The organism is Streptomyces sp. A1277 (assembly GCF_004795015.1).
Taxonomy (GTDB): Bacteria; Actinomycetota; Actinomycetes; order Streptomycetales; family Streptomycetaceae; genus Streptomyces.
Window position 1 is genome coordinate 130,865 of the sequence record NZ_SSBI01000003.1, and the last position, 21,286, is coordinate 152,150.

Genomic DNA, 21,286 nt, shown 5'->3' on the forward strand with positions numbered 1-21,286 from the left:
CCGTGGGGTCGTGGGGTCGTACGGTCCGGGGTTCGCGTGCTCAGGCGGCACAGGCCCTAAGCGGCGGACCCCTCCGTCCCACGGAGTGCACGAGGAGGCGGGCGGGCGCGAGCGGGTGCGGGCCCCGGGGCGCGGGCCGTGCCGAGCGGGGGGTCAGGCGCCGGGCGGTGCCCACCACGGCCACCGCGGTCAGCAGCGGCCGGAACGCCAGCAGCGCGCACGCGCCGACCAGCCCGGCGAGCGCCAGCTCACCGCGGTGCAGCCAGGCGGCGGCGAGCAGCCCGACCGTCACATGGGCGGCCAGCAGCAGCCACGGGACCAGCGGGCCGGGGGAGGCGAGCAGTGCGGCGGCGCCCTGGCCGCCGGTCGTCACCGAGGCCAGCGGGGTGCCGACGTCGCCGAGGTGCGAGGCGCCGGGACCGACGTCACCGCCGCCGCACAGGACATCGACGCCGACCGAGCGCAGCGGTCCGGCTATGGGGCCGCCCGCCGCCCCGTAGCAGAGGTGCTGGCCGGTGGTGAAGAAGGTGTCGGCGGCCAGCTCCAGTGGGACAAGGAGTCCGGCGATCGCCCCGAAGCCGCGCTGGCGGCCGGCCAGGGCGTAGGCCGCCGCGAAGACGGTCACGGCCAGCACGGCGACGGGGACCAGCGGCAGCGGGACCTGCGAGAGCAGGACGTGGGACGCGGCGGAGAGCGTCACGACGAGCGCGGTGAAAAGCGCCGCGCGTGCCGCTCTGAGCTGCGTCCCGGATATGTCCATCGCCCAGGAGTGTCGCATGCGAACCTGTAAGCGAGTCCTGAAGCCCCGGATTCCGGCCTGCCTCCCGGTGCCGGGCCCGCGTGACGAAGTACATGACAAAAGGGGCGGGTGGCGGTGCCCTTCCCCCGCGCGACCGTATCCAGGAGTGCCCGCCGTTCGGCTCCCCGGAGACGTAGACTTCCACGCTGTCCCCCCCAGACACCCCCAGCCCCGTCGTCCCCCTTTCCCCGGAGGCACAGCGCCGTGACCAAGCCGCCTTTCACGCACCTTCACGTCCACACGCAGTACTCGCTCCTGGACGGTGCCGCGCGGCTCAAGGACATGTTCAACGCGTGCAACGAGATGGGCATGTCCCATATCGCGATGACCGACCACGGCAACCTGCACGGGGCGTACGACTTCTTCCACTCGGCGCAGAAGGCGGACGTGACGCCGATCATCGGCATCGAGGCGTACGTCGCGCCCGAGTCGCGCAAGCACAAGCGGAAGATCCAGTGGGGGCAGCCGCACCAGAAGCGCGACGACGTCTCCGGTTCGGGTGGTTACACCCACAAGACGATCTGGGCGGCGAACGCGAAGGGGCTGCACAACCTCTTCAAGCTCTCCTCGGACGCCTACGCCGAGGGCTGGCTCCAGAAGTGGCCGCGTATGGACAAGGAGACCATCGCGCAGTGGTCCGAGGGCCTGATCGCGTCCACCGGCTGCCCCTCCGGCGAGGTCCAGACCAGGCTGCGGCTCGGCCAGTTCGACGAGGCGCTCAAGGCGGCCTCCGACTACAAGGACATCTTCGGCGAGGGGCGCTACTTCCTGGAGCTGATGGACCACGGCATCGAGATCGAGCGCCGGGTCCGCGACGGGCTTCTGGAGATCGGCCGGAAGCTGGACATCCCGCCGCTCGTCACGAACGACTCGCACTACACGTACGCCTCCGAGGCGACCGCGCACGACGCCCTGCTCTGCATCCAGACCGGCAAGAACCTCTCCGACCCGGACCGCTTCCGCTTCGACGGCACCGGCTACTACCTCAAGACCACGGACGAGATGTACGGCGTCGACTCTTCCGACGCCTGGCAGGAGGGGTGCGCCAACACCCTCCTGGTCGCCCAGCAGATCGACACCACCGGGATGTTCGAGAAGCGCGACCTGATGCCGAAGTTCGACATCCCCGAGGGCTACACGGAGATCACCTGGTTCCAGGAGGAGGTCCGGGTCGGGATGAACCGCCGTTTCCCGAACGGCGTCCCCGAGGACCGGCAGAAGCAGGTCGAGTACGAGATGGACATCATCATCCAGATGGGGTTCCCGGGGTACTTCCTGGTCGTCGCCGACTTCATCATGTGGGCCAAGAACAACGGCATCGCCGTGGGCCCCGGCCGAGGTTCCGCGGCCGGTTCGATCGTCTCGTACGCGATGGGCATCACCGACCTCGACCCGATCGAGCACGGGCTGATCTTCGAACGCTTCCTCAACCCCGAGCGCGTCTCCATGCCCGACGTCGACATCGACTTCGACGAGCGCAGGCGCGTCGAGGTGATCCGGTACGTCACGGAGAAGTACGGCGCCGACAAGGTCGCCATGATCGGCACCTACGGCAAGATCAAGGCCAAGAACGCCATCAAGGACTCCGCCCGCGTCCTCGGCTACCCGTACGCCATGGGCGACCGGCTCACCAAGGCCATGCCCGCCGACGTCCTCGGCAAGGGCATCGACCTCAACGGCATCACCGACCCCAACCACCCGCGCTACAGCGAGGCGGGCGAGATCCGGGGGATGTACGAGAACGAGCCGGACGTCAAGAAGGTCATCGACACCGCGAAGGGCGTCGAGGGCCTGGTCCGGCAGATGGGCGTGCACGCCGCCGGCGTCATCATGTCCAGCGAACCGATCGTCGACCACGCCCCGGTCTGGGTGCGGCACACCGACGGCGTCACCATCACGCAGTGGGACTACCCGCAGTGCGAGTCGCTCGGCCTGCTGAAGATGGACTTCCTGGGGCTGCGCAACCTGACGATCATGGACGACGCCATCAAGATGGTGAAGTCCAACAAGGGCATCGACCTGGAGATGCTCGCCCTCCCGCTGGACGACCCCAAGACCTACGAGCTGCTCTGCCGCGGTGACACACTCGGCGTGTTCCAGTTCGACGGCGGCCCGATGCGCTCCCTGCTGCGCCAGATGCAGCCCGACAACTTCGAGGACATTTCCGCCGTCTCGGCCCTCTACCGGCCGGGCCCGATGGGCATGAACTCGCACACGAACTACGCCGAGCGCAAGAACGGCCGCCAGGAGATCACCCCGATCCACCCGGAGCTGGAGGAGCCCCTCAAGGAGGTCCTCGGCCTCACCTACGGCCTGATCGTGTACCAGGAGCAGGTGCAGAAGGCCGCCCAGATCGTCGCCGGCTACTCGCTCGGCGAGGCCGACATCCTGCGCCGCGTGATGGGCAAGAAGAAGCCCGAGGAGCTGGCCAAGAACTTCGTCCTCTTCGAGGCCGGCGCCAAGAAGAAGGGCTTCTCGGACGCGGCGATCAAGGCGCTGTGGGACGTGCTGGTCCCGTTCGCCGGGTACGCGTTCAACAAGGCGCACTCCTCCGCGTACGGCCTGGTCACCTACTGGACCGCCTACCTCAAGGCGAACTACCCCGCCGAGTACATGGCGGCCCTGCTGACCTCGGTCAAGGACGACAAGGACAAGTCCGCGGTCTACCTCAACGAGTGCCGGCGCATGGGCATCAAGGTGCTCCCGCCGAACGTCAACGAGTCGGAGTCCAACTTCGCCGCGCAGGGTGACGACGTGATCCTCTTCGGGCTCACCGCCGTCCGCAACGTCGGCCAGAACGTCGTGGACTCGATCATCCGGTGCCGCAAGACGAAGGGGAAGTACAGCACCTTCCCCGACTTCCTGGACAAGGTCGAGGCGGTCGTCTGCAACAAGCGGACCGTGGAATCGCTCATCAAGGCCGGCGCCTTCGACGAGATGGGCCACACCCGCAAGGGGCTCGTCGCCCACCACGAGCCCATGATCGACAACGTGGTGCAGGTCAAGCGCAAGGAGGCCGAGGGGCAGTTCGACCTCTTCGGCGGCGGCGAGGAGGACAGCGACGAGCCGGGCTTCGGGCTCGACGTCGAGTTCTCCGACATCGAGTGGGAGAAGTCCTACCTGCTGGCCCAGGAGCGCGAGATGCTCGGGCTCTACGTCTCCGACCACCCGCTCTTCGGCATCGAGCACGTCCTGAGCGACAAGTCGGACGCGGCGATCTCGCAGCTGACCGGCGGCGAGCACAGCGACGGCGCGATCGTCACCATCGGCGGCATCATCTCGGGCCTCCAGCGCAAGATGACCAAGCAGGGCAACGCCTGGGCCATCGCCACGGTGGAGGACCTGGCCGGTTCCATCGAGTGCATGTTCTTCCCGGCCACCTACCAGCTGGTCTCCACCCAGCTCGTCGAGGACACCGTCGTCTTCGTCAAGGGGCGCCTCGACAAGCGCGAGGACGTGCCGCGCCTGGTCGCCATGGAGATGCAGGTCCCCGACATCTCGAACGCGGGAACCAACGCGCCCGTGGTGCTGACCATCCCCACCGTCAAGATCACCCCGCCCATGGTCAGCCGGCTCGGCGAGGTGCTCAGCAGCCACCGGGGCGACACCGAGGTGCGCATCCGGCTCCAGGGTCCGCGCAAGACCACGGTCCTGCGGCTCGACCGGCACCGGGTGAAGCCCGACCCGGCGCTCTTCGGTGACCTGAAGGTGCTGCTCGGCCCGTCCTGCCTGGCCGGCTGAGCACAGACGTACGAGAGGGGCGGCTCCGCTTGCGCGGGGCCGCCCCTCTCGGTCCTACCGGCCTGTGGCCGTACCGGAAGAGTCCGGTCAGTTGTGGCCGAAGCGCCGCTGATGCTTACGCGCAACATCGGCAGGGCTGCCCTGGGACTGCGCCTGCGGCTGGTTCTGTGACTCGAAAGCCGTCGAACGAGCCTCCTGCGCACCGCGCTCCGCCTGCGAAGCGCGGTCCTGCTGGCTGCCCTGCTTGCGGTTCTTGTTCTTGGCCATGGTGTTCCTCCTGTAAGGACTCTCGGGGCCAGGACCAACGTCAGATTCACATAATCGGATAAACATCGCATGTCGGGGCATTACCGTGCGTAGTGACGGGGTATGATGCGCGCTTTTCCCGATCCGCCACGCCGATGATCGAGTTCCGGCCGTCAACCCAGGCGCGGTCGGGCAGACTCGAAGGAACCTTTTGAAAACCCGATCCCGAATTCCTGGAAGAGGGTGGAACGCGTGGACCGTTGCGTCGTCCTGGTGGACGCCGGCTATCTGCTGGGCGCAGCCGCGAGTCTGCTGGCAGGAGAGCCCGCCCGGTCCCGCATCACCGTCGACCACGCGGCCCTCATCCAGCAGCTGCGCGAACGGGCCGAGGCCGACACCGAACAGCCGCTGCTGCGGATCTACTGGTTCGACGGCGCCCCCGACCGCGTACCGCAGCCCGAACACCGGCGGCTGCGCGTCATGCCGCGGGTCACGGTCCGCCTGGGAGCGCTCACCCGCAGTGACGGGCGCTGGGCGCAGAAGGGCGTCGACGCGGCCATGCACGCCGAACTCACCGAGCTGGCGCGCAACCGGGCCTGCTCCGACGTGGTCCTGGTGACCGGCGACGGCGACCTGCTGCCCGGCCTGATGTCCGCCAAGGAGCACGGAGTCGCCGTCCATCTCTGGGCCGTCCAGGCCGCCGACGGCGACTACAACCAGTCCGAGGACCTGGTGGCCGAGGCCGACGAGCGCCGCGTCCTGGACCGGGCCTGGATCACCCAGGCGGTCCGGGCCAAGGAGACCGGCGGTGCCTGCGCCCCGGCGCCCGTGACGCGCCCCGACATCGCCGCGATCCTGTCCGCGCCGCTGCCCGAATCGGCCCTCGCCGCCTCCGCCGAGCGCGCCTCCCGGGCCGCGCGGGCCGAAGCCGCCCGTACCGAGGAAGCGGCCCCAGCGCCCGACGAGAGCACCGCCGCCGCGCCCCCGCACAGCCACGGCGGCAAGGGCGTCCCCACCCCGAAGGACCTCGCCGGCACCCTGCGCGGTCCCGCCGGCCAGCCGGACCGGCACCCCGCCCCGCAGCCCGCGGGCGCGACCCTGCGCTGGTCCTCCGACCGGGGCTGGGTGGAGCGCGGCGGCCTGGGCGAACCCGCCGAGACCGCATCCCTGCCCACGCTCGCCCAGCTCACCAGCGCCGAACAGCGCTGGGCCGACCGCGAGGAGGACATCACCACGGTCGGCGGCGACCCCTTCGAGGTGGGCCAGGTCTTCGCCCGGCGCTGGATGGAGCGGCTGCCCGAGACCGTCCACCTGCAGAAGCTCTCCACCCTCTACCCCCGCATCCCGCACCGCATCGACGGCGAACTGCTGCGGTACGCGGCACGCTTCGGGCTCCTCGCCCACAAGGACGACCAGATCGACGAGCACGACCGGTACGCGATCCGGGCCGGGTTCTGGCGCGAGATCGACGTCCGGGCGGCGGCCGACCACGCACCGGCGGCGGAGAAGGCGGGGAGGTCGAGTTCCGCAGGGGACTGAGTCCGCGTTCGTTCCCCCCAAGGGATGTCCGAGAAACCTTTCCGGCCGCTCAACCCTCCCGCTGTCTGCCGCGTTGATGTCCGATCGGTGCGGCCCCGGGCGTAATGCCGGTCCCCGGACCCCGTACCCTCGTACCTCGTGAGTACGGGGACAGCACAGGCGCCGACAACGACCGGCACCGTGTGCGCGGTGCGTGACCTGGTGAAGACCTACCCCCCGGCCCGGGGCCGCCGCGGCACGCCCGCGACCCCGGAAGTGCGCGCCACCGACGGCATCAGCCTCGACGTCCGGCGCGGCGAGATCTTCGGGCTGCTCGGCCCCAACGGTGCCGGGAAGTCCACCCTCGTACGGCAGCTCACCGGTCTCATGCGGCCCGACTCCGGCAGCGTCGACATGCTGGGCCACGACCTCGTACGCCACCCCGAGCGGGCCTCCCGGCTGATCGGCTACCTCGGGCAGGAGTCCACCGCGCTGGACGAGCTGACCGTCGCCCTCGCCGCCGAGACCACCGGGCGGCTGCGCGGGCTCCCGGTGCGCGAGGCCCGGGCCGAGCGCGACGCCGTCCTGGACGAACTCGGCCTCGCCGACATCGCCGGCCGGCCCCTGAAGAAGCTCTCCGGCGGCCAGCGGCGGCTGGCCTGCGTGGCCGCCGCGCTCGTCGGGGAGCGTCCCGTGCTCGTCCTGGACGAACCGACGACCGGCATGGACCCGGTGGCCCGGCGCGCCGTCTGGGCCGCCGTCGACCGCAGGCGCGCCGAGCGCGGTGCGACGGTCCTGCTGGTCACCCACAACGTCATCGAGGCCGAGACCGTCCTCGACCGCGTCGCCGTCCTCGAACGCGGCAAGGTCATCGCCTGCGACACCCCCGCCGGGCTCAAGGAGCGCGTCGCCGGCGAGGTCCGGGTCGAGCTGGTGTGGCGCGAACGCGCCCCGCTGGAGATCCCCGAGGTCGCGGCCCTGCGCGCCTGCGCGCAGGAGTCCGGGCGCCGCTGGGCGCTGCGGCTCGCGCCCGACGAGGCCCGGGCGGCGGTCGCCGCGGTGACCGGTGGCGCGGCCTTCGCCGCGCTCGACGACTTCAGCCTGGCGACGCCGAGCCTGGAAGACGTCTACCTCGCCCTCGGCGGCGGCGCGACCAAGGGACTGGTGAAGGCATGAGCGCCATCGGTGCGGTGGCCGGGGCAGAGGCGGCACTCGCGCCCAGGGCCCGGCTGTTCCCCTCGCTCGCGGCCGTCTACCGGGCCCAGCTCTCCCGGGCCCGGGTGGCCCGCATCCCGCTGCTGTTCGTCGCGACGTTCCAGTCCGTAGGGATCATGGTCCTGATGCGCGGGGTCGTGGACGGCGGCTCCGAGGCGCGGGCCGTCGTGGCCGGGTCCAGCGTCCTGGTCGTCGCCTTCGTCGCCCTGAACCTGCTCGCCCAGTACTTCGGGCAGCTGAGGGCCGGCGGGGGCCTCGACCACTACGCGACCCTGCCGGTGCCGCCCGCCGCCGTGGTGCTCGGCGCGGCCGGGGCGTACGCCTCCTTCACCGTGCCCGGCACCATCGTCACCGCCGTCACCGGCAGCGTGCTGTTCGGGCTGCCGATGGTCCACCTCTGGGTGCTCGTCGCCGTCGTCCCGCTCTCCGGGGCGGCGCTCTCCGGCCTCGGCGCCGCCCTCGGGCTCCTCGCGCCGCGCCAGGAACTCGCCACGCTGCTGGGGCAGCTGGGCATGTCCGCCGCGCTGCTGCTGGGCATCCTGCCCGCCGACCGGCTGCCGGGGCCGATCGGCTGGGCGCGCGATCTGCTGCCGTCCACGTACGGGGTCGAGGCGCTCTCCCGGTCCTTCGACGCCCACCCCGACTGGGCGGTCGTCGCCCTCGACCTGGCCGTCTGCGCCGTCGTCGGCGTGCTCTCGCTCGCCGTGGCCACCTGGGCGTACCGCAGGGCAGCGGTCCGGTGAGGCGCGGCGGGCGGGCGCCTGGCACGATGGCACGGTGACCGCACCTCTGACGCCGCCGCACCGGCCCTCGTCCGACGACCACCACGACTGGCAGAAGCCGCCGGCCGGGGGCGGGCCCTTCGACCCCCGCGGCCCCCACTGGGCCCCTTCGGAGGCGGAGCACGGGAGCGACCTGGGCGCGGACCTGCGCCGGGCGGGCGTCGCCGCGGCGGCGGTGACCGTCGCGGGCGTGCTGATGGGGCTCCTGTGGCTGTGGCTGGCTCCCCGGGTGCCGCTCGTCTCCGACAACACGGCGGTCTTCCTCAGCGACAGCGAGGGCGAGGAGGCGATCGGGGCCGACGGCACGTTCGCCCTGCTCGGGCTGGCGTTCGGGGCGGTCTCGGGGGCCCTGGTCTTCTGGTTCCAGCGGCGCGGCGGAATCCTGCTGTCCCTCGGGCTCGGGGTGGGCAGTGTGCTCGGGCCGGTGCTGGCCTGGCAGGTCGGGACGCGGCTGGGACCGACGGACGACGTGGTGGCCCATGCGCGTGAGGTCGGCAAGGGCGTGATCTTCGATGCGCCGCTGGAGCTGCACGCGAAGGGGGCGTTGCTGGCCTGGGGGCTGGCGGCGATGGCGGTGCATCTGGGGGTTACGGCGGTGTTCGGGCCGCGGGAGTTCGAGGGGGAGTGGGGGGCCTACGCGGGGGGTTGGGGGGCGACTGCGCCTTCGGCGCCTTCGGCGCCGGCGTCTGGGGCGGCTGGGTCGTCCGGGGCGGCTGGGTCTGGGCCGGCGTCTGGGGCGGCTGGGTCGTCCGGGGCGGCTGGGTCTGGGCCGGCTACGGGGGGTTGAAGGGCGCTGCGCGGGGCTTTTCCCCTACCCGCCCCTTCCCGAAACCGGGGCTCCGCCCCGGGCCCCGGTCCTCAATCGCCGGACGGGCTGGAAGTGGTCGGACGGGCTGGGAGCGGCCGGACGGGCTGGGAGCGGCCGGACGGGCTGGATTTTCCAGCTCGTCCGGCGATTGAGGACGGAACCGGGGCGTCGGAGGGCGGGGGCCTCTCGGACTACGGGCGCCCGATCTCCGCGAACACCGCCCCCGTCAGCGCCGCCAGGTCCTCGGGGGACAGTTCCACCTCCAGGCCCCGGCGGCCCGCCGACACGCAGATCGTCGCGTGGGTGCGGGCCGACGCGTCCAGGACCGTGGGGAGGCGTTTGCGTTGGCCCAGGGGGGAGATTCCGCCCCGTACGTAGCCCGTGGTGCGTTCCGCCGCGGCCGGGTCCGCCATCGTGGCGCGTTTGCCGCCCACCGCCGAGGCCAGGGCCTTGAGGTCGAGGGAGCCGGCCACCGGGACCACCGCCACCGTCAGACGGCCGTCCACGTCGGCCACCAGGGTCTTGAAGACGCGGTCGGGGGAGACGCCCAGGGCTTCGGCCGCCTCCTCGCCGTAGGACGGGGACGCGGGGTCGTGCTCGTAGGCGTGCACCGTGAACGTGGTGCCCGCCGCGGTCAGGGCGACCGTGGCGGGGGTGCCGCCGGACTGGGCCTGCTTCTTCTGCTTCTTCGCCACGGGGCGCGGTTCTCCGGTCGCTCGGTCAGTTGGGGTGGGTCGGGGCGACGGTCAGGTCCACCGCCGGGAGCGACGGAAGGTGCCGGATGACCGCGGTCTCCGAGCGCAGGAGTTTCAGTTCCTCGCGGAGCCGGGTCGCGGTGTCCGTGGCCTGGAGCAGGCGCTGCCTGGCGGGGACGTCGAGGACCACGGCGGAGGCGACCAGGTAGGAGACGACGGACGGGTCGTCGGGCAGGTCGGCGCCCGTGGTGAGGGACTGCTCGCTCGCCCCGGCCAGCCGCTTCTGGTAGCCCCGGAAGGCCCGCAGGACGCCCTGGGCGAGCGGGCCCGCCTCGTCGCCCGGGTCCTCCTCCAGCTCCTCCAGCTCGGCCATGAGGTACGGGCCGCTCGCGTCCACCGAGAGGAGCCGGACGCGGGTGGTGCCGGTGGCCAGGACCTCGTAGCTGCCGTCCGCGCGTTCCCGGATGGTCGCCGCGTCGGCGATGCAGCCCACCCGGTGCAGCGCCTGGACGGGGTCGGTGCCGAAGCCGTCCGCCGGGCCGCGTTCGACGGGCCCCCGCACCGCCTCCGGCATGCCGACGCCCGTGGCGGCGGTCTCGCGGCCGTCGCGGATGGCGACCACGGCGAAACGGCGCGGTTCGTCCTCGTCGATGGTGAGGAGCTCACGCATCATGGCGCGATATCGCTCCTCGAAGACGTTGAGGGGCAGCACGAGGCCGGGGAACAGCACCGCGTTCAGCGGAAACAGAGGCAGGCGAGCGGTGGTCACAGCGGTCAAGCGTAATGGCCGCGCGCCCGTCCTCGTCCGGCCCCATGGCGCAGCGGTGTCGCGGAGGCCACCCGGAGCCGGGCGCTGTCCCGCGCGTCGAGGAACCGGCCCAGCGGATCGCCGGACACCGAGGCCCACGGGAACGAGGCCGCGTGCGGCCCGATCCGCCGGAACTGCTCCAGCGCCTCGGCCCACCGGCCCCGTGCCACCAGCACGTACGCGAGGAGGTTGCGCACCTCGGCCGGCCACGGGTCGCCGGGTGCGAAGGCGGCGGACAGCGCGATCGCCAGGTCCGCCGCCGCGTCGATCCGCTCCTCCTGCACCGAGGTGGACCGGGCCCCGGACCCCTCGGCCAGCATCGCGAACGCGGCCCGCAGCGGCAGTGCCTGGACCAGGGAGCTGGGCAGCGAGTCCTCGGCGGCCCGCTCGGCGAAGTCGAAGCACTCGCGGTGCGAGCCGTACCAGGCGGCCGAGAGGTACTGGAGGGCCGCGACATGGCAGCCGTAGTGGTGTGTGGAGCGCAGCAGCGCCTGCTCCCACAGCGCCTCGAACGTGGTGTGCGTGGCCTGCGTGCCCCGGGCGTGGTCCAGCGCGAGGCGCCAGGGCACCGGGTCCCGCGGATCGCTCTGCACGGCGGCCGTGATCACCGGCCCCACCTCACGCAGCTGCTCCGCACGGGCCGGCGACTCCCAGGCGCGGTCGACGGCGAGCTGGGCCTTGACCAGCAGCGCGTCGGGGTCGTGCGGGGCGGCGGACAGCCAGTGGCCGAGCCAGCCGTCCCGGCTGCGGGCGAACGCGACGAGCCGCTTCAGATAGCGGTCCCTGCTCTCCCACTCGGCGCCGTCCCGGGTGGTGGCCAGCAGCTTCGCGGCCGGTTCGTACTCCCCGGCGGCGGCGGCCACCAGTGCGGGCGACAGCCGCTCGTCGGGGGCGTCGAGCAGCACCGCGTGGTCCGCGGGCAACCCGGAGGACAGCGCCGGGGTGTTCCGGATCACGCGCGCGGTACGGAGCAGAGCGCGGAGGAAAGGCATGGTGCAGACCATTGAAAAGCGCTGGTGGGGGCGGGCGCCAGGGGAGCGCTGTGAAGCTTTGGTGCTGAGTGGATGGTTGCCCGGGGCCCAGTCAAGAAGAAGTAAAGGAAAGCGCGGATTCTGGCTGATACTCGCCGGTGCTGGGCAGAAGGTCCGTGGTCCGCCCCGCGCCGGAGGGTGACCGTGCGGCCCGCCGGGCAAGGGCGTGCCGCCTCCGCCGCCGGTGCGGCCGTCAGCCGCGGCGCAGCAGCCGGGAGGCGCCGGCCGCGACCGTGGTGGCCAGTATCCAGCCCAGCAGGATCAGCGACGCGGCCATCCACTGCCAGCCGCCCTCCATCCGCCAGTAGCCGTCCTGGCCGAGGTCGATCACCGGGATGAGCAGATCCAGCGCGTACAGCGCCGCGTTCCACTGCGGATGCTCCTCGCCCTTGAGCGAGGCCGGGTCGTACCGGGAGAACGCCAGCGTCCCCGCCGCCCACAGCACCGCCATCCACACCGCCGCCCGCCCCGGCCGGTAGCCGTACGCCACCGTCCAGTCCTGGAGGTAGCCCCAGAGCTTCCCGGCGGGCGGCAGTGTCTCGCGGCGGCGGCGCTGCTTGGCGAGCAGCACCTCCCGGGCGTCCGCGTCCTCGCCGCTGCCGCGCAGCACGGCCGCCAGCCGCTCGTACGGCTCCGGCACGTACTCCGGGGTGGCCGCCGCCACCCACTCCAGGCGCCGGGAGAGCGGGAAGTGCCCGTACGGGACGAGGTTCTCGTAGACGAACCCGCCCATCGCCAGGCCGCCGGGCCCCGGCCAGCTCGTCGACACGTCGATCAGCGTGACGACCTTCGCCCCGCTGAGCACGACCCGCCCCCGGGCCGGGCGCTCGGGGTTGAACCGCAGTTCCGGGGTGACCGTCCGGCGCAGCGACAGCTCCTCGTGCGTGTCCAGCACGAAGACCGCCTTGTGCAGGTCCACCGCGTCACCGAACCGGCCGTCGTCCAGGCGCACCCCGCCCCGGCAGCGGAACACCTGCGAGCGGGTGCCGCGCGCCGGGGTCGGCGAGGTGGCGATGCCGTACGGGGGAGTGGTGCCCTGGTTCCCCGTGTCCACGCTGACCCACGCCTCGCTCATGTACAGCGTCCGCTCGACGCTCAGCTGCGGTGCGTTCAGCGCGCGGCGGCCCCGGCCTGCGCGCAGCCGGCTGCCGCGCAGGCTCAGCGAACCGCCCACCTTCGCCCCGCGCAGGCTCAGCTCGCCCAGCGTCTCGATCATCTCGGCCTGGAGGTCCTGGGCGACCGTCAGCCCGTCCCCGAGCAGCGCCCGCCCCTGCCGGTCCGGGCCGATGTCGATCTGGCTGAGCAGCAGGTCCGTACCGATCTGCGCGTCCGTGAGGCGGATGCCGCGCTCCACCCGGCAGCGCGGCAGATGCAGATCGCCCTCGGTGCGCAGCCGGGCCGCCTCCAGCCGAGGCACCGCGCACCCCACCAGGCGCAGGGTCGTGAAGTGGCACTCGGGGAACGCCACCTCCTCGTCGAACCGGCAGCCCGTCAGCTCCACGTACGGATCGACGCGCCCGCCCGCCAGGTCCAGTTTTCCCGTGATCCGTACGCCCCTCAGCTTCAGGGCCGTCACCCGGCCGGGCCGGGCCGGCGGACCGCTCAGCAGCAGCCGCGCCACGACCCGGGCCTCCACACTGCGCTCGGGCCCCCACTCGTGCGGGGCGAAAGGGTCGTCGCGGGCCTTGTCGCGGGCCCGCAGGTCGTAGGTCGTGCCGTTCCGGAAGGACTGCCACATGCCCAGCTCGGCTGCGCTGAGGCCGTCCGGAAGATCCCCGTCGTGCCGCTCCGTCACCGGTGCCCCTTTCGTTCGGAGGCGTGATCCCGTTATTCCCACTGAGTGACCGGATGAACGCACTTAGTCAGCCGTCACAGCGTGGGCGTGTATCAGCCAGTGATACGGCCGTCCGGGCGCTCGCGGCGGTCTGCGAGAATTGCGGTGTGATCTCTCGAATCGATCTGCGCGGCGATGCCCTCCCCGAGGGCGGCGCCCTGCGCGACCTGCTGCCCCGTGCCGAGTTCGACGTGGAAGCCGCCCTGGAGACGGTGCGGCCCATCTGCGAGGACGTGCGCCATCGCGGCTCGGCGGCAGTGATCGACTGGGGGGAGAAGTTCGACGGCGTCCGGATCGAGTCGGTCCGGGTGCCCGCCGCCGCCCTCGCCCGGGCGCTCGAAGAGCTCGATCCGGCCGTCCGCGCCGCCCTGGAGGAGTCGGTCCGCCGCGCCCGCCTCGTCCACCGCGCCCAGCGCCGCACCACGCACACCACCCAGGTCGTCCCCGGCGGCACCGTCACCGAGAAGTGGGTGCCGGTCGAGCGCGTCGGTCTTTACGTGCCGGGCGGACGTTCGGTCTATCCCTCGTCCGTGGTGATGAACGTGGTGCCCGCCCAGGAGGCGGGCGTCGAGGGCGTCGCCGTCGCGTCCCCGCCGCAGAGCGGCTTCGGCGGTCTGCCGCACCCCACCATCCTGGCCGCCTGCGCCCTGCTCGGCGTGGACGAGGTCTACGCGGCAGGCGGCGCCCAGGCCGTCGCGATGTTCGCGTACGGCACCGAGGACTGCCTGCCCGTCGACCTGGTCACCGGCCCCGGCAACATCTACGTCGCCGCCGCCAAGCGCCTCCTCAAGGGCCGCATCGGCATCGACGCCGAGGCCGGCCCCACCGAGATCGCGATCCTCGCCGACGCCGGCGCCGACCCGGTGCACGTCGCCGCCGACCTGATCAGCCAGGCCGAGCACGACCCGATGGCCGCCGCCGTCCTGGTCACCGACTCCGAGGAGCTGGCCGCCGCCACCGAGGCCGAACTGGCCGGGCAGGTCGCCGCGACCAAGCACGTCAAGGAGCGCATCGAGCCCGCGCTGGCCGGCCGGCAGTCCGCGATCGTCCTGGTCAACGACCTGGAGGACGGGCTCACGGTCGTCAACGCGTACGCCGCCGAGCACCTGGAGATCCAGACCGCCGACGCCGCCGCCGTCGCCGACCGGGTCCGCAACGCCGGGGCGGTCTTCGTCGGCCCCTGGTCGCCGGTCTCGCTCGGCGACTACTGCGCCGGCTCCAACCACGTCCTGCCCACCGGCGGCTGCGCCTGCCACTCCTCGGGCCTGTCCGTGCAGTCCTTCCTGCGCGGCATTCACATCGTCGACTACACGCGCGACGCGCTCGCCGAGGTCACCCACCACGTCGTGACCCTCGCCGAGGCGGAGGACCTCCCCGCCCACGGCGCCGCCCTCAAGGCCAGGTTCGGCTGGAAGGTTCCGCAGCAGTGACGAACGACAGCACCGCGCGCAACGCCTGGGACGAGCTCCCCATCCGCGACGAACTGCGCGGCCAGTCCCCGTACGGGGCGCCCCAGCTCGACGTACCCGTGCGCCTCAACACCAACGAGAACCCCTACCCGCTGCCCGAGGCGCTGGTCGACCGCATCGCCGAACGGGTCCGCGAGGCCGCCCGCGACCTCAACCGCTACCCCGACCGCAACGCCGTCGAACTGCGCACCGAGCTCGCCCGCTACCTCACCCGCACCGCCGGGCACCGGGTCGAGACCGCCAACGTGTGGGCGGCGAACGGCTCCAACGAGGTGCTCCAGCAGCTGCTGCAGACCTTCGGCGGACCCGGGCGCACCGCGATCGGCTTCGAGCCCTCGTACTCCATGCACGCCCTCATCGCCCGCGGCACCGGAACCGGCTGGATCTCCGGACCGCGCAACGAGGACTTCACCATCGACGTGGACGCCGCCCGCGCGGTCATCGCCGAGCGCCGCCCCGACGTCGTCTTCATCACCTCCCCCAACAACCCCACCGGCACCGCCGTCGACGCCGAGACCGTCCTCGCGCTGTACGACGCGGCGCAGGCCGCCAAGCCGTCGATGGTCGTGGTGGACGAGGCGTACGGCGAATTCAGCCACCACCCCTCGCTGCTCCCGCTGATCGAGGGCCGCCGCCACCTGGTCCTCTCGCGGACCATGTCGAAGGCGTTCGGCGCCGCCGGGCTCCGCCTGGGCTACCTCGCCGCCGACCCGGCCGTCGTGGACGCGGTCCAGCTGGTGCGGCTGCCCTACCACCTGTCCTCCGTCACCCAGGCCACCGCGCTCGCCGCCCTGGAGCACACCGATACGCTCCTCGGGTACGTCGCGCAGCTCAAGAGCGAGCGCGACCGGATCGTCACCGAGCTGCGCGCCCTCGGCTTCGACGTCACCGAATCGGACGCCAACTTCGTCCAGTTCGGCCGCTTCGCCGACAACCACACCGCCTGGCGGCAGATCCTCGACCGGGGCGTCCTGGTCCGGGACAACGGCGTACCGGGATGGCTGCGGGTCTCCGCGGGGACCCCGGCAGAGAACGACGCGTTCCTCGACGCGGTTCGCGAAATCAAGAAGGAGCACGACGCATGAGCCCCCGCGTAGGCCGCGTGGAACGCACCACGAAGGAAACGTCCGTGCTGGTCGAGATCAACCTCGACGGCACCGGCAAGGTCGATGTCGCGACCGGGGTCGGCTTCTACGACCACATGCTCGACCAGCTCGGCCGGCACGGTCTGTTCGACCTCACCGTCAAGACCGACGGCGACCTGCACATCGACTCCCACCACACCATCGAGGACACCGCCCTCGCGCTCGGCGCCGCCTTCAAGCAGGCACTCGGCGACAAGGTCGGCATCTACCGCTTCGGCAACTGCACCGTCCCGCTGGACGAGTCGCTCGCCCAGGTCACCGTCGACCTCTCCGGCCGCCCCTACCTGGTGCACACCGAGCCCGAGAACATGGCGCCGATGATCGGCGCGTACGACACGACGATGACCCGGCACATCCTGGAGTCCTTCGTCGCGCAGGCGCAGATCGCCCTGCACGTCCACGTCCCGTACGGGCGCAACGCGCACCACATCGTGGAGTGCCAGTTCAAGGCGCTCGCCCGCGCCCTGCGCTACGCCAGCGAGCACGACCCGCGCGCGGCCGGAATCCTCCCCTCCACGAAGGGCGCCCTGTGACCGGCCTCAACACCATCCTGATCCTGGTCGGCCTGTTCCTGGCCGGCGGGGTCTACTCCTTCTCCAAGCAGGGCATGCCCAAGGGCGTCATCGTCCTGCTCGCCATCGCCTCCCTGATGTGCCTGGTGGCGGGCGTCCTGCGCATCCAGGGACTCTGGGACTAGGGGCCGACACGTGGACACGAAGAAGAAGGTCGTCGTCTTCGACTACGGCTTCGGCAACGTCCGTTCCGCCGAGCGCGCCCTCGCCCACGTCGGCGCGGACGTCGAGATCACCCGCGACTTCGACGCGGCGATGAACGCCGACGGGCTGCTGGTGCCCGGCGTCGGCGCGTTCTCGGCGTGCATGGAGGGCCTGAAGAAGGCCCGCGGCGAGTGGGTCATCGGCCGCAGGCTGGCCGGCGGGCGCCCCGTCATGGGCATCTGCGTCGGCATGCAGATCCTGTTCGAGCGCGGCATCGAGCACGGCGTCGAGACGGATGGCCTGGACGAGTGGCCCGGCACGGTCGGCCCGCTGAAGGCCGACGTCGTCCCGCACATGGGCTGGAACACCGTCGAAGCCCCCGAGGAATCCCAGCTGTTCGCCGGACTCGACCCCGAGGCCCGGTACTACTTCGTGCACTCCTACGCGGCGCACGACTGGAGCCTCGAAGTCACCAACGCGAAGATCCGTGCCCCCAGGGTCACCTGGGCCACGCACGGCGAACGGTTCGTGGCGGCCGTGGAGAACGGCGCGCTGTGGGCCACCCAGTTCCACCCCGAGAAGTCCGGCGATGCCGGCGCCCAGCTGCTGACCAACTGGATCGAGACGCTGTAATGCCGAAGCTTGAACTGCTCCCCGCCGTAGACGTCCGCGACGGCCAGGCGGTCCGCCTGGTGCACGGCGAGTCCGGCTCCGAGACCTCCTACGGCTCCCCGCTGGAGGCCGCACTCGCCTGGCAGCGCGCCGGCGCCGAGTGGCTGCACCTGGTCGACCTGGACGCCGCCTTCGGCACCGGCGACAACCGCGCGCTCATCGCCGAGGTGGCCGGCGCCATGGACATCAAGGTCGAGCTGTCCGGCGGCATCCGCGACGACGCCTCGCTCGCCGCCGCCCTGGCCACCGGCTGCCGCCGGGTCAACCTCGGCACCGCCGCCCTGGAGACCCCCGAGTGGGTCGCCAAGGTCATCGCCGAGCACGGCGACAAGATCGCCGTCGGCCTCGACGTGCGCGGCACCACGCTGCGCGGCCGCGGCTGGACCCGCGACGGCGGCGACCTCTACGAGACGCTCGCCCGCCTCGACTCCGAGGGCTGCGCCCGCTACGTCGTCACCGACATCGCCAAGGACGGCACGCTCCAGGGCCCCAACCTGGGCCTGCTGAGGGACGTCTGCGCGGCCACCGACCGCCCCGTCGTCGCCTCGGGCGGAGTCTCCTGCCTCGACGACCTGCGGGCGATCTCCCTGCTCGTCCCCGAAGGCGTCGAGGGCGCGATCGTCGGGAAGGCGCTGTACGCGAAGGCGTTCACGCTGGAGGAGGCCCTGAAGGCGGTCTCCGTATGACCGACTCCGTACGCCGCGTCTCCTCCGGCGCCCCGTGGGAGGAGAGGTTCGGCTACTCCCGCGCGGTCGAACTGCCGAACGGCCTGGTGCTGGTGGCCGGCTGTACGTCGGTGGTGGGCGGCGAGATCGCCCCCGGCGGCCCCTACGAGCAGACCGTCACCGCCTTCCAGGTCGCCTTCGAGGCGCTGAAGGAGCTGGGCCTGGGCCGCGAGGACGTCGTCCGCACCCGGATGTACGTCATGCACGCCCGGGACACGGAGGAGGTCGGCCGCGCCCACAAGGAGCTGTTCGACGCCGTGCGCCCCGCCGCCACCATGATCGTCGTGTCCGGCTTCGTGGACCCCGGCCTCGTCGTCGAGGTCGAGGTCGAGGCATACCGGGCGGGTGCGCGATGAGCCTCGCGGTACGCGTCATCCCCTGCCTCGACGTGGACAAGGGCCGGGTCGTCAAGGGCGTCAACTTCCAGAACCTGCGTGACGCGGGCGACCCCGTCGAGATGGCGAAGCTGTACGACGCCGAAGGCGCCGACGAGCTGACCTTCCTGGACATCACCGCCTCCAGCGGCGACCGGGAGACCACCTACGACGTGGTGCGCCGCACCGCCGAGCAGGTATTCATCCCGCTCACCGTCGGCGGCGGCGTCCGCACCCCGGACGACGTCGACAAGCTGCTGCGGGCCGGCGCGGACAAGGTCGGCGTCAACACGGCGGCCATCGCCCGGCCGGAGCTGATCCGGGAGATCGCCGAGCGCTTCGGCCGCCAGGTCCTGGTGCTCTCCGTGGACGCCCGGCGCACCCCCGCCGGCACCTTCGAGGTCACCACGCACGGCGGCCGCAAGGGCACCGGCATCGACGCCGTCGAGTGGGCCCACCGGGCCGCCGAGCTCGGCGCCGGCGAGATCCTGCTCAACTCGATGGACGCCGACGGCACGAAGGACGGCTACGACACCGAGATGATCGCCGCCGTACGCGAGCACGTCCGGGTCCCCGTCATCGCCTCCGGCGGCGCGGGCCGGCTCGCGGACTTCGCCCCGGCCATCGGCGCCGGGGCCGACGCGGTCCTGGCCGCGTCCGTCTTCCACTTCGGCGACCTGCGGATCTCCGAGGTCAAGGGCGCCCTCAAGGAGGCCGGACACCCGGTCCGCTGACCCGGACCGGTTGTGCGGGCGCACAGCCCGGGGCGCCCCTCCTCGGGAGGGCGCCCCGCAGGCGCACGCGCACCCTTCTGAGCCGGTGCCCCCGGACGTGGTGAGAAGGAGGGCGTACACCCCTAGGTACCGACTGGGCGGTATGTCATTCTGCGGGCGTCAGGATCTTTCGGTGCGCCCGTGCCCGTGCGGGATCCAGCCCCGCGAGTTCCGGGACGCCGCGCACCGCACCTCCCGGCGGATCGGCGAGGTCCGGGCGGAGCAGGGGGTGCCGCTGGACGCGGTCCTGCACGCGTTCCGGATGGGCGGGGCGATGGTCTGGCAGGACCTGGTGGACGAGACCGCGTGCCGCCACCCCGAGGACATCCGGCTGCTGGTCCATGTCGCCGCGGACGTCTGGAACTTCGTGGACGAGCACTGCGGTGTCGTCAGCGGTCGAGTCGTCGTGAGACACCGGGCGGCCGGGTGAGCTGAACCATCGAGGGCAACCGGCTGAAAGCCATACCCGGCGTCTCTGGATCTCTGGACCTTACGACGGCCCGTCCAACCCACCAACAACGTAGGACCGGCTGAGCGGGAGCCCGGCACTCGGGCCGGGGCTCGTTCCGTGAGCGGGCGGCGGCGCAGGGCGGTGTCGGTCAGCGAGCGCGGCGGGAAGGAGGTGGCGGGGTTGTAGAGGCTCACCCCCGGCGGCACGATCGCGTCGAGCGCGGCGCCGTCCAGGGTGAGCACGGCGCCCTTGAGCAGGCCCTCCAGCTGTTCCCGCCTCCGCCCTGCTCCCGGCCGTACAGGGCCGGGCGCCCCGGGCCGGGCTCACCGTGTCCCCGGCCCTGCTGACCGGGGCCGCAGGGCGTACGCACGCGGGCTACATACCCAGCTTCGCCGTCGTCACCCGGCCGATCGCGTCCGGCTCGCCCTCCAGCTCCACCCGCGCCGCCTCCTGCCGCCCGAACGCGAACAGCAGCAGCTCGCCCGGCTCACCGGTCACCGTCACCACCGGCGTCCCCCGGTGCGCCACCGCGGTCTGTCCGTCCGGGCGGCGCAGGACCAGGCCCACCGGCGCCTTGCGGCCCAGCATCCGCGCCGCCTTCTCCGTACGCGACCACAGGACGTCGGCGAAGACCGGGTCCAGCTCCCGCGCCGACCAGTCGGGCTGCGCCCGGCGCACGTCCTCGGCGTGGACGTAGAACTCCACCGTGTTCGCCGCCTCGTCCAGCTGCTTCAGCCCGAACGGGGACATCCGCGGCGGGCCCGTACGGATGAGCTGGATCAGTTCCTCGTACGGCTTCGCGGTGAACTCGGCCCGGACCCGCTCACTCCGGTTCTTCAGCGGGCCGATCATGCTCCCGGCGGCCGCATCCGGCCGCCGCTCCCGCACCACCACATGGGCCGCGAGATCACGGGCCGTCCAGCCGTGGCACAGGGTCGGGGCCTGCGGACCCGCCGCCTCCAACAGGTCGGCGAGCAGAAGTCGTTCGCGCTTCGCATGGGTCGACATGCCCGCCAGCGTACGGCCGCCGCCCCCCGTCCGCCCAGTGGACGCACGCCCGGACCCCTCGCGCCGCCACGGCACAATGGGCCCATGACCAGCACGCCCACGCCCGGCACCCCCCGGCCCGCCAGCGCCCTCGACCCCGCCATCGCCGCCCGGCTCAAGCGCGGCGCCGACGGGCTGGTCCCGGCCATCGCCCAGCAGTACGACACCGGCGAGGTACTGATGCTGGGCTGGATGGACGACGAGGCGCTGCACCGCACCCTCACCACCGGCCGCTGCACCTACTGGTCGCGCAGCCGCCAGGAGTACTGGGTCAAGGGCGACACCTCGGGCCACGTCCAGCAGGTCAAGTCCGTCGCCCTGGACTGCGACGCCGACACCGTCCTCGTCAAGGTCGACCAGACCGGCGCCGCCTGCCACACCGGCGACCGCACCTGCTTCGACGCCGACGTCCTTCCGCTCGGACAGTAGGGTCTGCC

General features: G+C 72.3%; 21 protein-coding genes and 2 pseudogenes. 15 read left to right on the forward strand and 8 right to left on the reverse strand.

Annotation, left to right across the window (positions count from 1 at the left end; all coding sequences use genetic code 11):
* Nucleotides 1-40 precede the first annotated feature (40 nt).
* The gene (locus E6R18_RS03305; RefSeq protein WP_206308204.1) at nt 41-760 is read right to left on the reverse strand and encodes a hypothetical protein; all 720 of its coding nucleotides are present in this window, start codon (nt 758-760) and stop codon (nt 41-43) included.
* Nucleotides 761-1,003: 243 nt separating this feature from the next.
* On the opposite strand from E6R18_RS03305, the gene dnaE reads away from it, so the two are divergent.
* On the forward strand, nt 1,004-4,540 hold the full coding sequence (gene dnaE / locus E6R18_RS03310; protein ID WP_136315307.1) for a DNA polymerase III subunit alpha: 3,537 nt from the start codon (nt 1,004-1,006) through the stop codon (nt 4,538-4,540).
* Between the two features lie 87 nt (nt 4,541-4,627).
* Here the strand turns inward: dnaE and E6R18_RS03315 are convergent, their stop codons facing one another.
* Nucleotides 4,628-4,807, reverse strand: coding sequence for a hypothetical protein (locus E6R18_RS03315; protein ID WP_136315308.1), 180 nt, complete (start codon nt 4,805-4,807; stop codon nt 4,628-4,630).
* Nucleotides 4,808-5,029: 222 nt separating this feature from the next.
* Between E6R18_RS03315 and E6R18_RS03320 the strand changes: the two genes are divergently transcribed.
* From E6R18_RS03320 to E6R18_RS03335, 4 genes are all read left to right on the forward strand, one after another.
* Nucleotides 5,030-6,325, forward strand: a complete 1,296-nt coding sequence (locus tag E6R18_RS03320; RefSeq protein WP_136315309.1) for an NYN domain-containing protein — start codon at nt 5,030-5,032, stop codon at nt 6,323-6,325.
* A 180-nt stretch (nt 6,326-6,505) separates the two neighbouring features.
* Complete coding sequence (locus E6R18_RS03325; RefSeq protein ID WP_136315405.1) at nt 6,506-7,480, forward strand: ABC transporter ATP-binding protein; 975 nt, start codon at nt 6,506-6,508, stop codon at nt 7,478-7,480.
* Nucleotides 7,477-8,262 (forward strand): ABC transporter permease, encoded by a 786-nt coding sequence (locus tag E6R18_RS03330; RefSeq protein ID WP_136315310.1) that lies wholly within the window; start codon nt 7,477-7,479, stop codon nt 8,260-8,262. Before E6R18_RS03325 ends, E6R18_RS03330 begins: the two co-directional genes overlap by 4 nt.
* Nucleotides 8,263-8,296: 34 nt before the next feature.
* Entirely contained in the window at nt 8,297-9,088 is a 792-nt protein-coding gene (locus tag E6R18_RS03335) for an ABC transporter permease (RefSeq protein WP_136315311.1), read from the forward strand.
* A gap of 212 nt (nt 9,089-9,300) precedes the next feature.
* Here the strand turns inward: E6R18_RS03335 and ybaK are convergent, their stop codons facing one another.
* The 4 genes from ybaK to E6R18_RS03355 form a co-directional block, all read right to left on the reverse strand.
* Nucleotides 9,301-9,804, reverse strand: coding sequence for a Cys-tRNA(Pro) deacylase (ybaK, locus tag E6R18_RS03340; protein WP_136315312.1), 504 nt, complete (start codon nt 9,802-9,804; stop codon nt 9,301-9,303).
* A gap of 25 nt (nt 9,805-9,829) precedes the next feature.
* Nucleotides 9,830-10,573: an LON peptidase substrate-binding domain-containing protein gene (locus E6R18_RS03345; RefSeq protein ID WP_136315313.1), complete on the reverse strand. Its 744-nt coding sequence runs from the start codon at nt 10,571-10,573 to the stop codon at nt 9,830-9,832.
* Between the two features lie 5 nt (nt 10,574-10,578).
* On the reverse strand, nt 10,579-11,616 hold the full coding sequence (locus tag E6R18_RS03350) for a hypothetical protein (RefSeq protein ID WP_136315314.1): 1,038 nt from the start codon (nt 11,614-11,616) through the stop codon (nt 10,579-10,581).
* A 220-nt stretch (nt 11,617-11,836) separates the two neighbouring features.
* Nucleotides 11,837-13,438: an oxidoreductase gene (locus E6R18_RS03355; RefSeq protein ID WP_136315315.1), complete on the reverse strand. Its 1,602-nt coding sequence runs from the start codon at nt 13,436-13,438 to the stop codon at nt 11,837-11,839.
* A gap of 146 nt (nt 13,439-13,584) precedes the next feature.
* On the opposite strand from E6R18_RS03355, the gene hisD reads away from it, so the two are divergent.
* The 9 genes and pseudogenes from hisD to E6R18_RS03395 form a co-directional block, all read left to right on the forward strand.
* Nucleotides 13,585-14,907 (forward strand): histidinol dehydrogenase, encoded by a 1,323-nt coding sequence (gene hisD, locus E6R18_RS03360; RefSeq protein WP_136315316.1) that lies wholly within the window; start codon nt 13,585-13,587, stop codon nt 14,905-14,907.
* Complete coding sequence (locus E6R18_RS03365; RefSeq protein WP_136315317.1) at nt 14,904-16,031, forward strand: histidinol-phosphate transaminase; 1,128 nt, start codon at nt 14,904-14,906, stop codon at nt 16,029-16,031. Before hisD ends, E6R18_RS03365 begins: the two co-directional genes overlap by 4 nt.
* Nucleotides 16,028-16,624 (forward strand): imidazoleglycerol-phosphate dehydratase HisB, encoded by a 597-nt coding sequence (gene hisB, locus E6R18_RS03370; protein WP_037786278.1) that lies wholly within the window; start codon nt 16,028-16,030, stop codon nt 16,622-16,624. The genes E6R18_RS03365 and hisB overlap by 4 nt, the downstream gene beginning before the upstream one ends.
* Entirely contained in the window at nt 16,621-16,788 is a 168-nt protein-coding gene (locus tag E6R18_RS33940; RefSeq protein WP_018518714.1) for a hypothetical protein, read from the forward strand. The genes hisB and E6R18_RS33940 overlap by 4 nt, the downstream gene beginning before the upstream one ends.
* Before the next feature lie 10 nt (nt 16,789-16,798).
* Nucleotides 16,799-17,440 carry an imidazole glycerol phosphate synthase subunit HisH gene (gene hisH, locus E6R18_RS03375; protein WP_136315318.1) on the forward strand — a complete coding sequence of 214 codons (642 nt, stop codon included), beginning with the start codon at nt 16,799-16,801 and terminating at the stop codon, nt 17,438-17,440.
* Nucleotides 17,440-18,165: a bifunctional 1-(5-phosphoribosyl)-5-((5-phosphoribosylamino)methylideneamino)imidazole-4-carboxamide isomerase/phosphoribosylanthranilate isomerase PriA gene (gene priA / locus E6R18_RS03380; RefSeq protein ID WP_136315319.1), complete on the forward strand. Its 726-nt coding sequence runs from the start codon at nt 17,440-17,442 to the stop codon at nt 18,163-18,165. Before hisH ends, priA begins: the two co-directional genes overlap by 1 nt.
* A complete protein-coding gene (locus tag E6R18_RS03385; RefSeq protein WP_136315320.1) occupies nt 18,162-18,560 on the forward strand; it encodes a RidA family protein in 399 nt (132 codons plus the stop codon). Before priA ends, E6R18_RS03385 begins: the two co-directional genes overlap by 4 nt.
* A complete protein-coding gene (gene hisF, locus E6R18_RS03390) occupies nt 18,557-19,312 on the forward strand; it encodes an imidazole glycerol phosphate synthase subunit HisF (protein ID WP_136315321.1) in 756 nt (251 codons plus the stop codon). The genes E6R18_RS03385 and hisF overlap by 4 nt, the downstream gene beginning before the upstream one ends.
* A gap of 193 nt (nt 19,313-19,505) precedes the next feature.
* A pseudogene (locus E6R18_RS03395) lies at nt 19,506-19,745 on the forward strand (PucR family transcriptional regulator); the annotation flags it as partial.
* A gap of 158 nt (nt 19,746-19,903) precedes the next feature.
* Here E6R18_RS03395 and E6R18_RS34640 read toward each other — a convergent pair.
* Nucleotides 19,904-20,074, reverse strand: a pseudogene (locus E6R18_RS34640) (aldo/keto reductase); the annotation flags it as partial.
* Between the two features lie 103 nt (nt 20,075-20,177).
* Nucleotides 20,178-20,810: a TIGR03085 family metal-binding protein gene (locus tag E6R18_RS03405; protein ID WP_136315322.1), complete on the reverse strand. Its 633-nt coding sequence runs from the start codon at nt 20,808-20,810 to the stop codon at nt 20,178-20,180.
* An 84-nt stretch (nt 20,811-20,894) separates the two neighbouring features.
* Here E6R18_RS03405 and hisI point away from each other — a divergent pair, with 84 nt between their 5' ends.
* The gene (gene hisI, locus E6R18_RS03410) at nt 20,895-21,278 is read left to right on the forward strand and encodes a phosphoribosyl-AMP cyclohydrolase (protein ID WP_136315323.1); all 384 of its coding nucleotides are present in this window, start codon (nt 20,895-20,897) and stop codon (nt 21,276-21,278) included.
* The last annotated feature ends 8 nt before the right edge of the window (nt 21,279-21,286 follow it).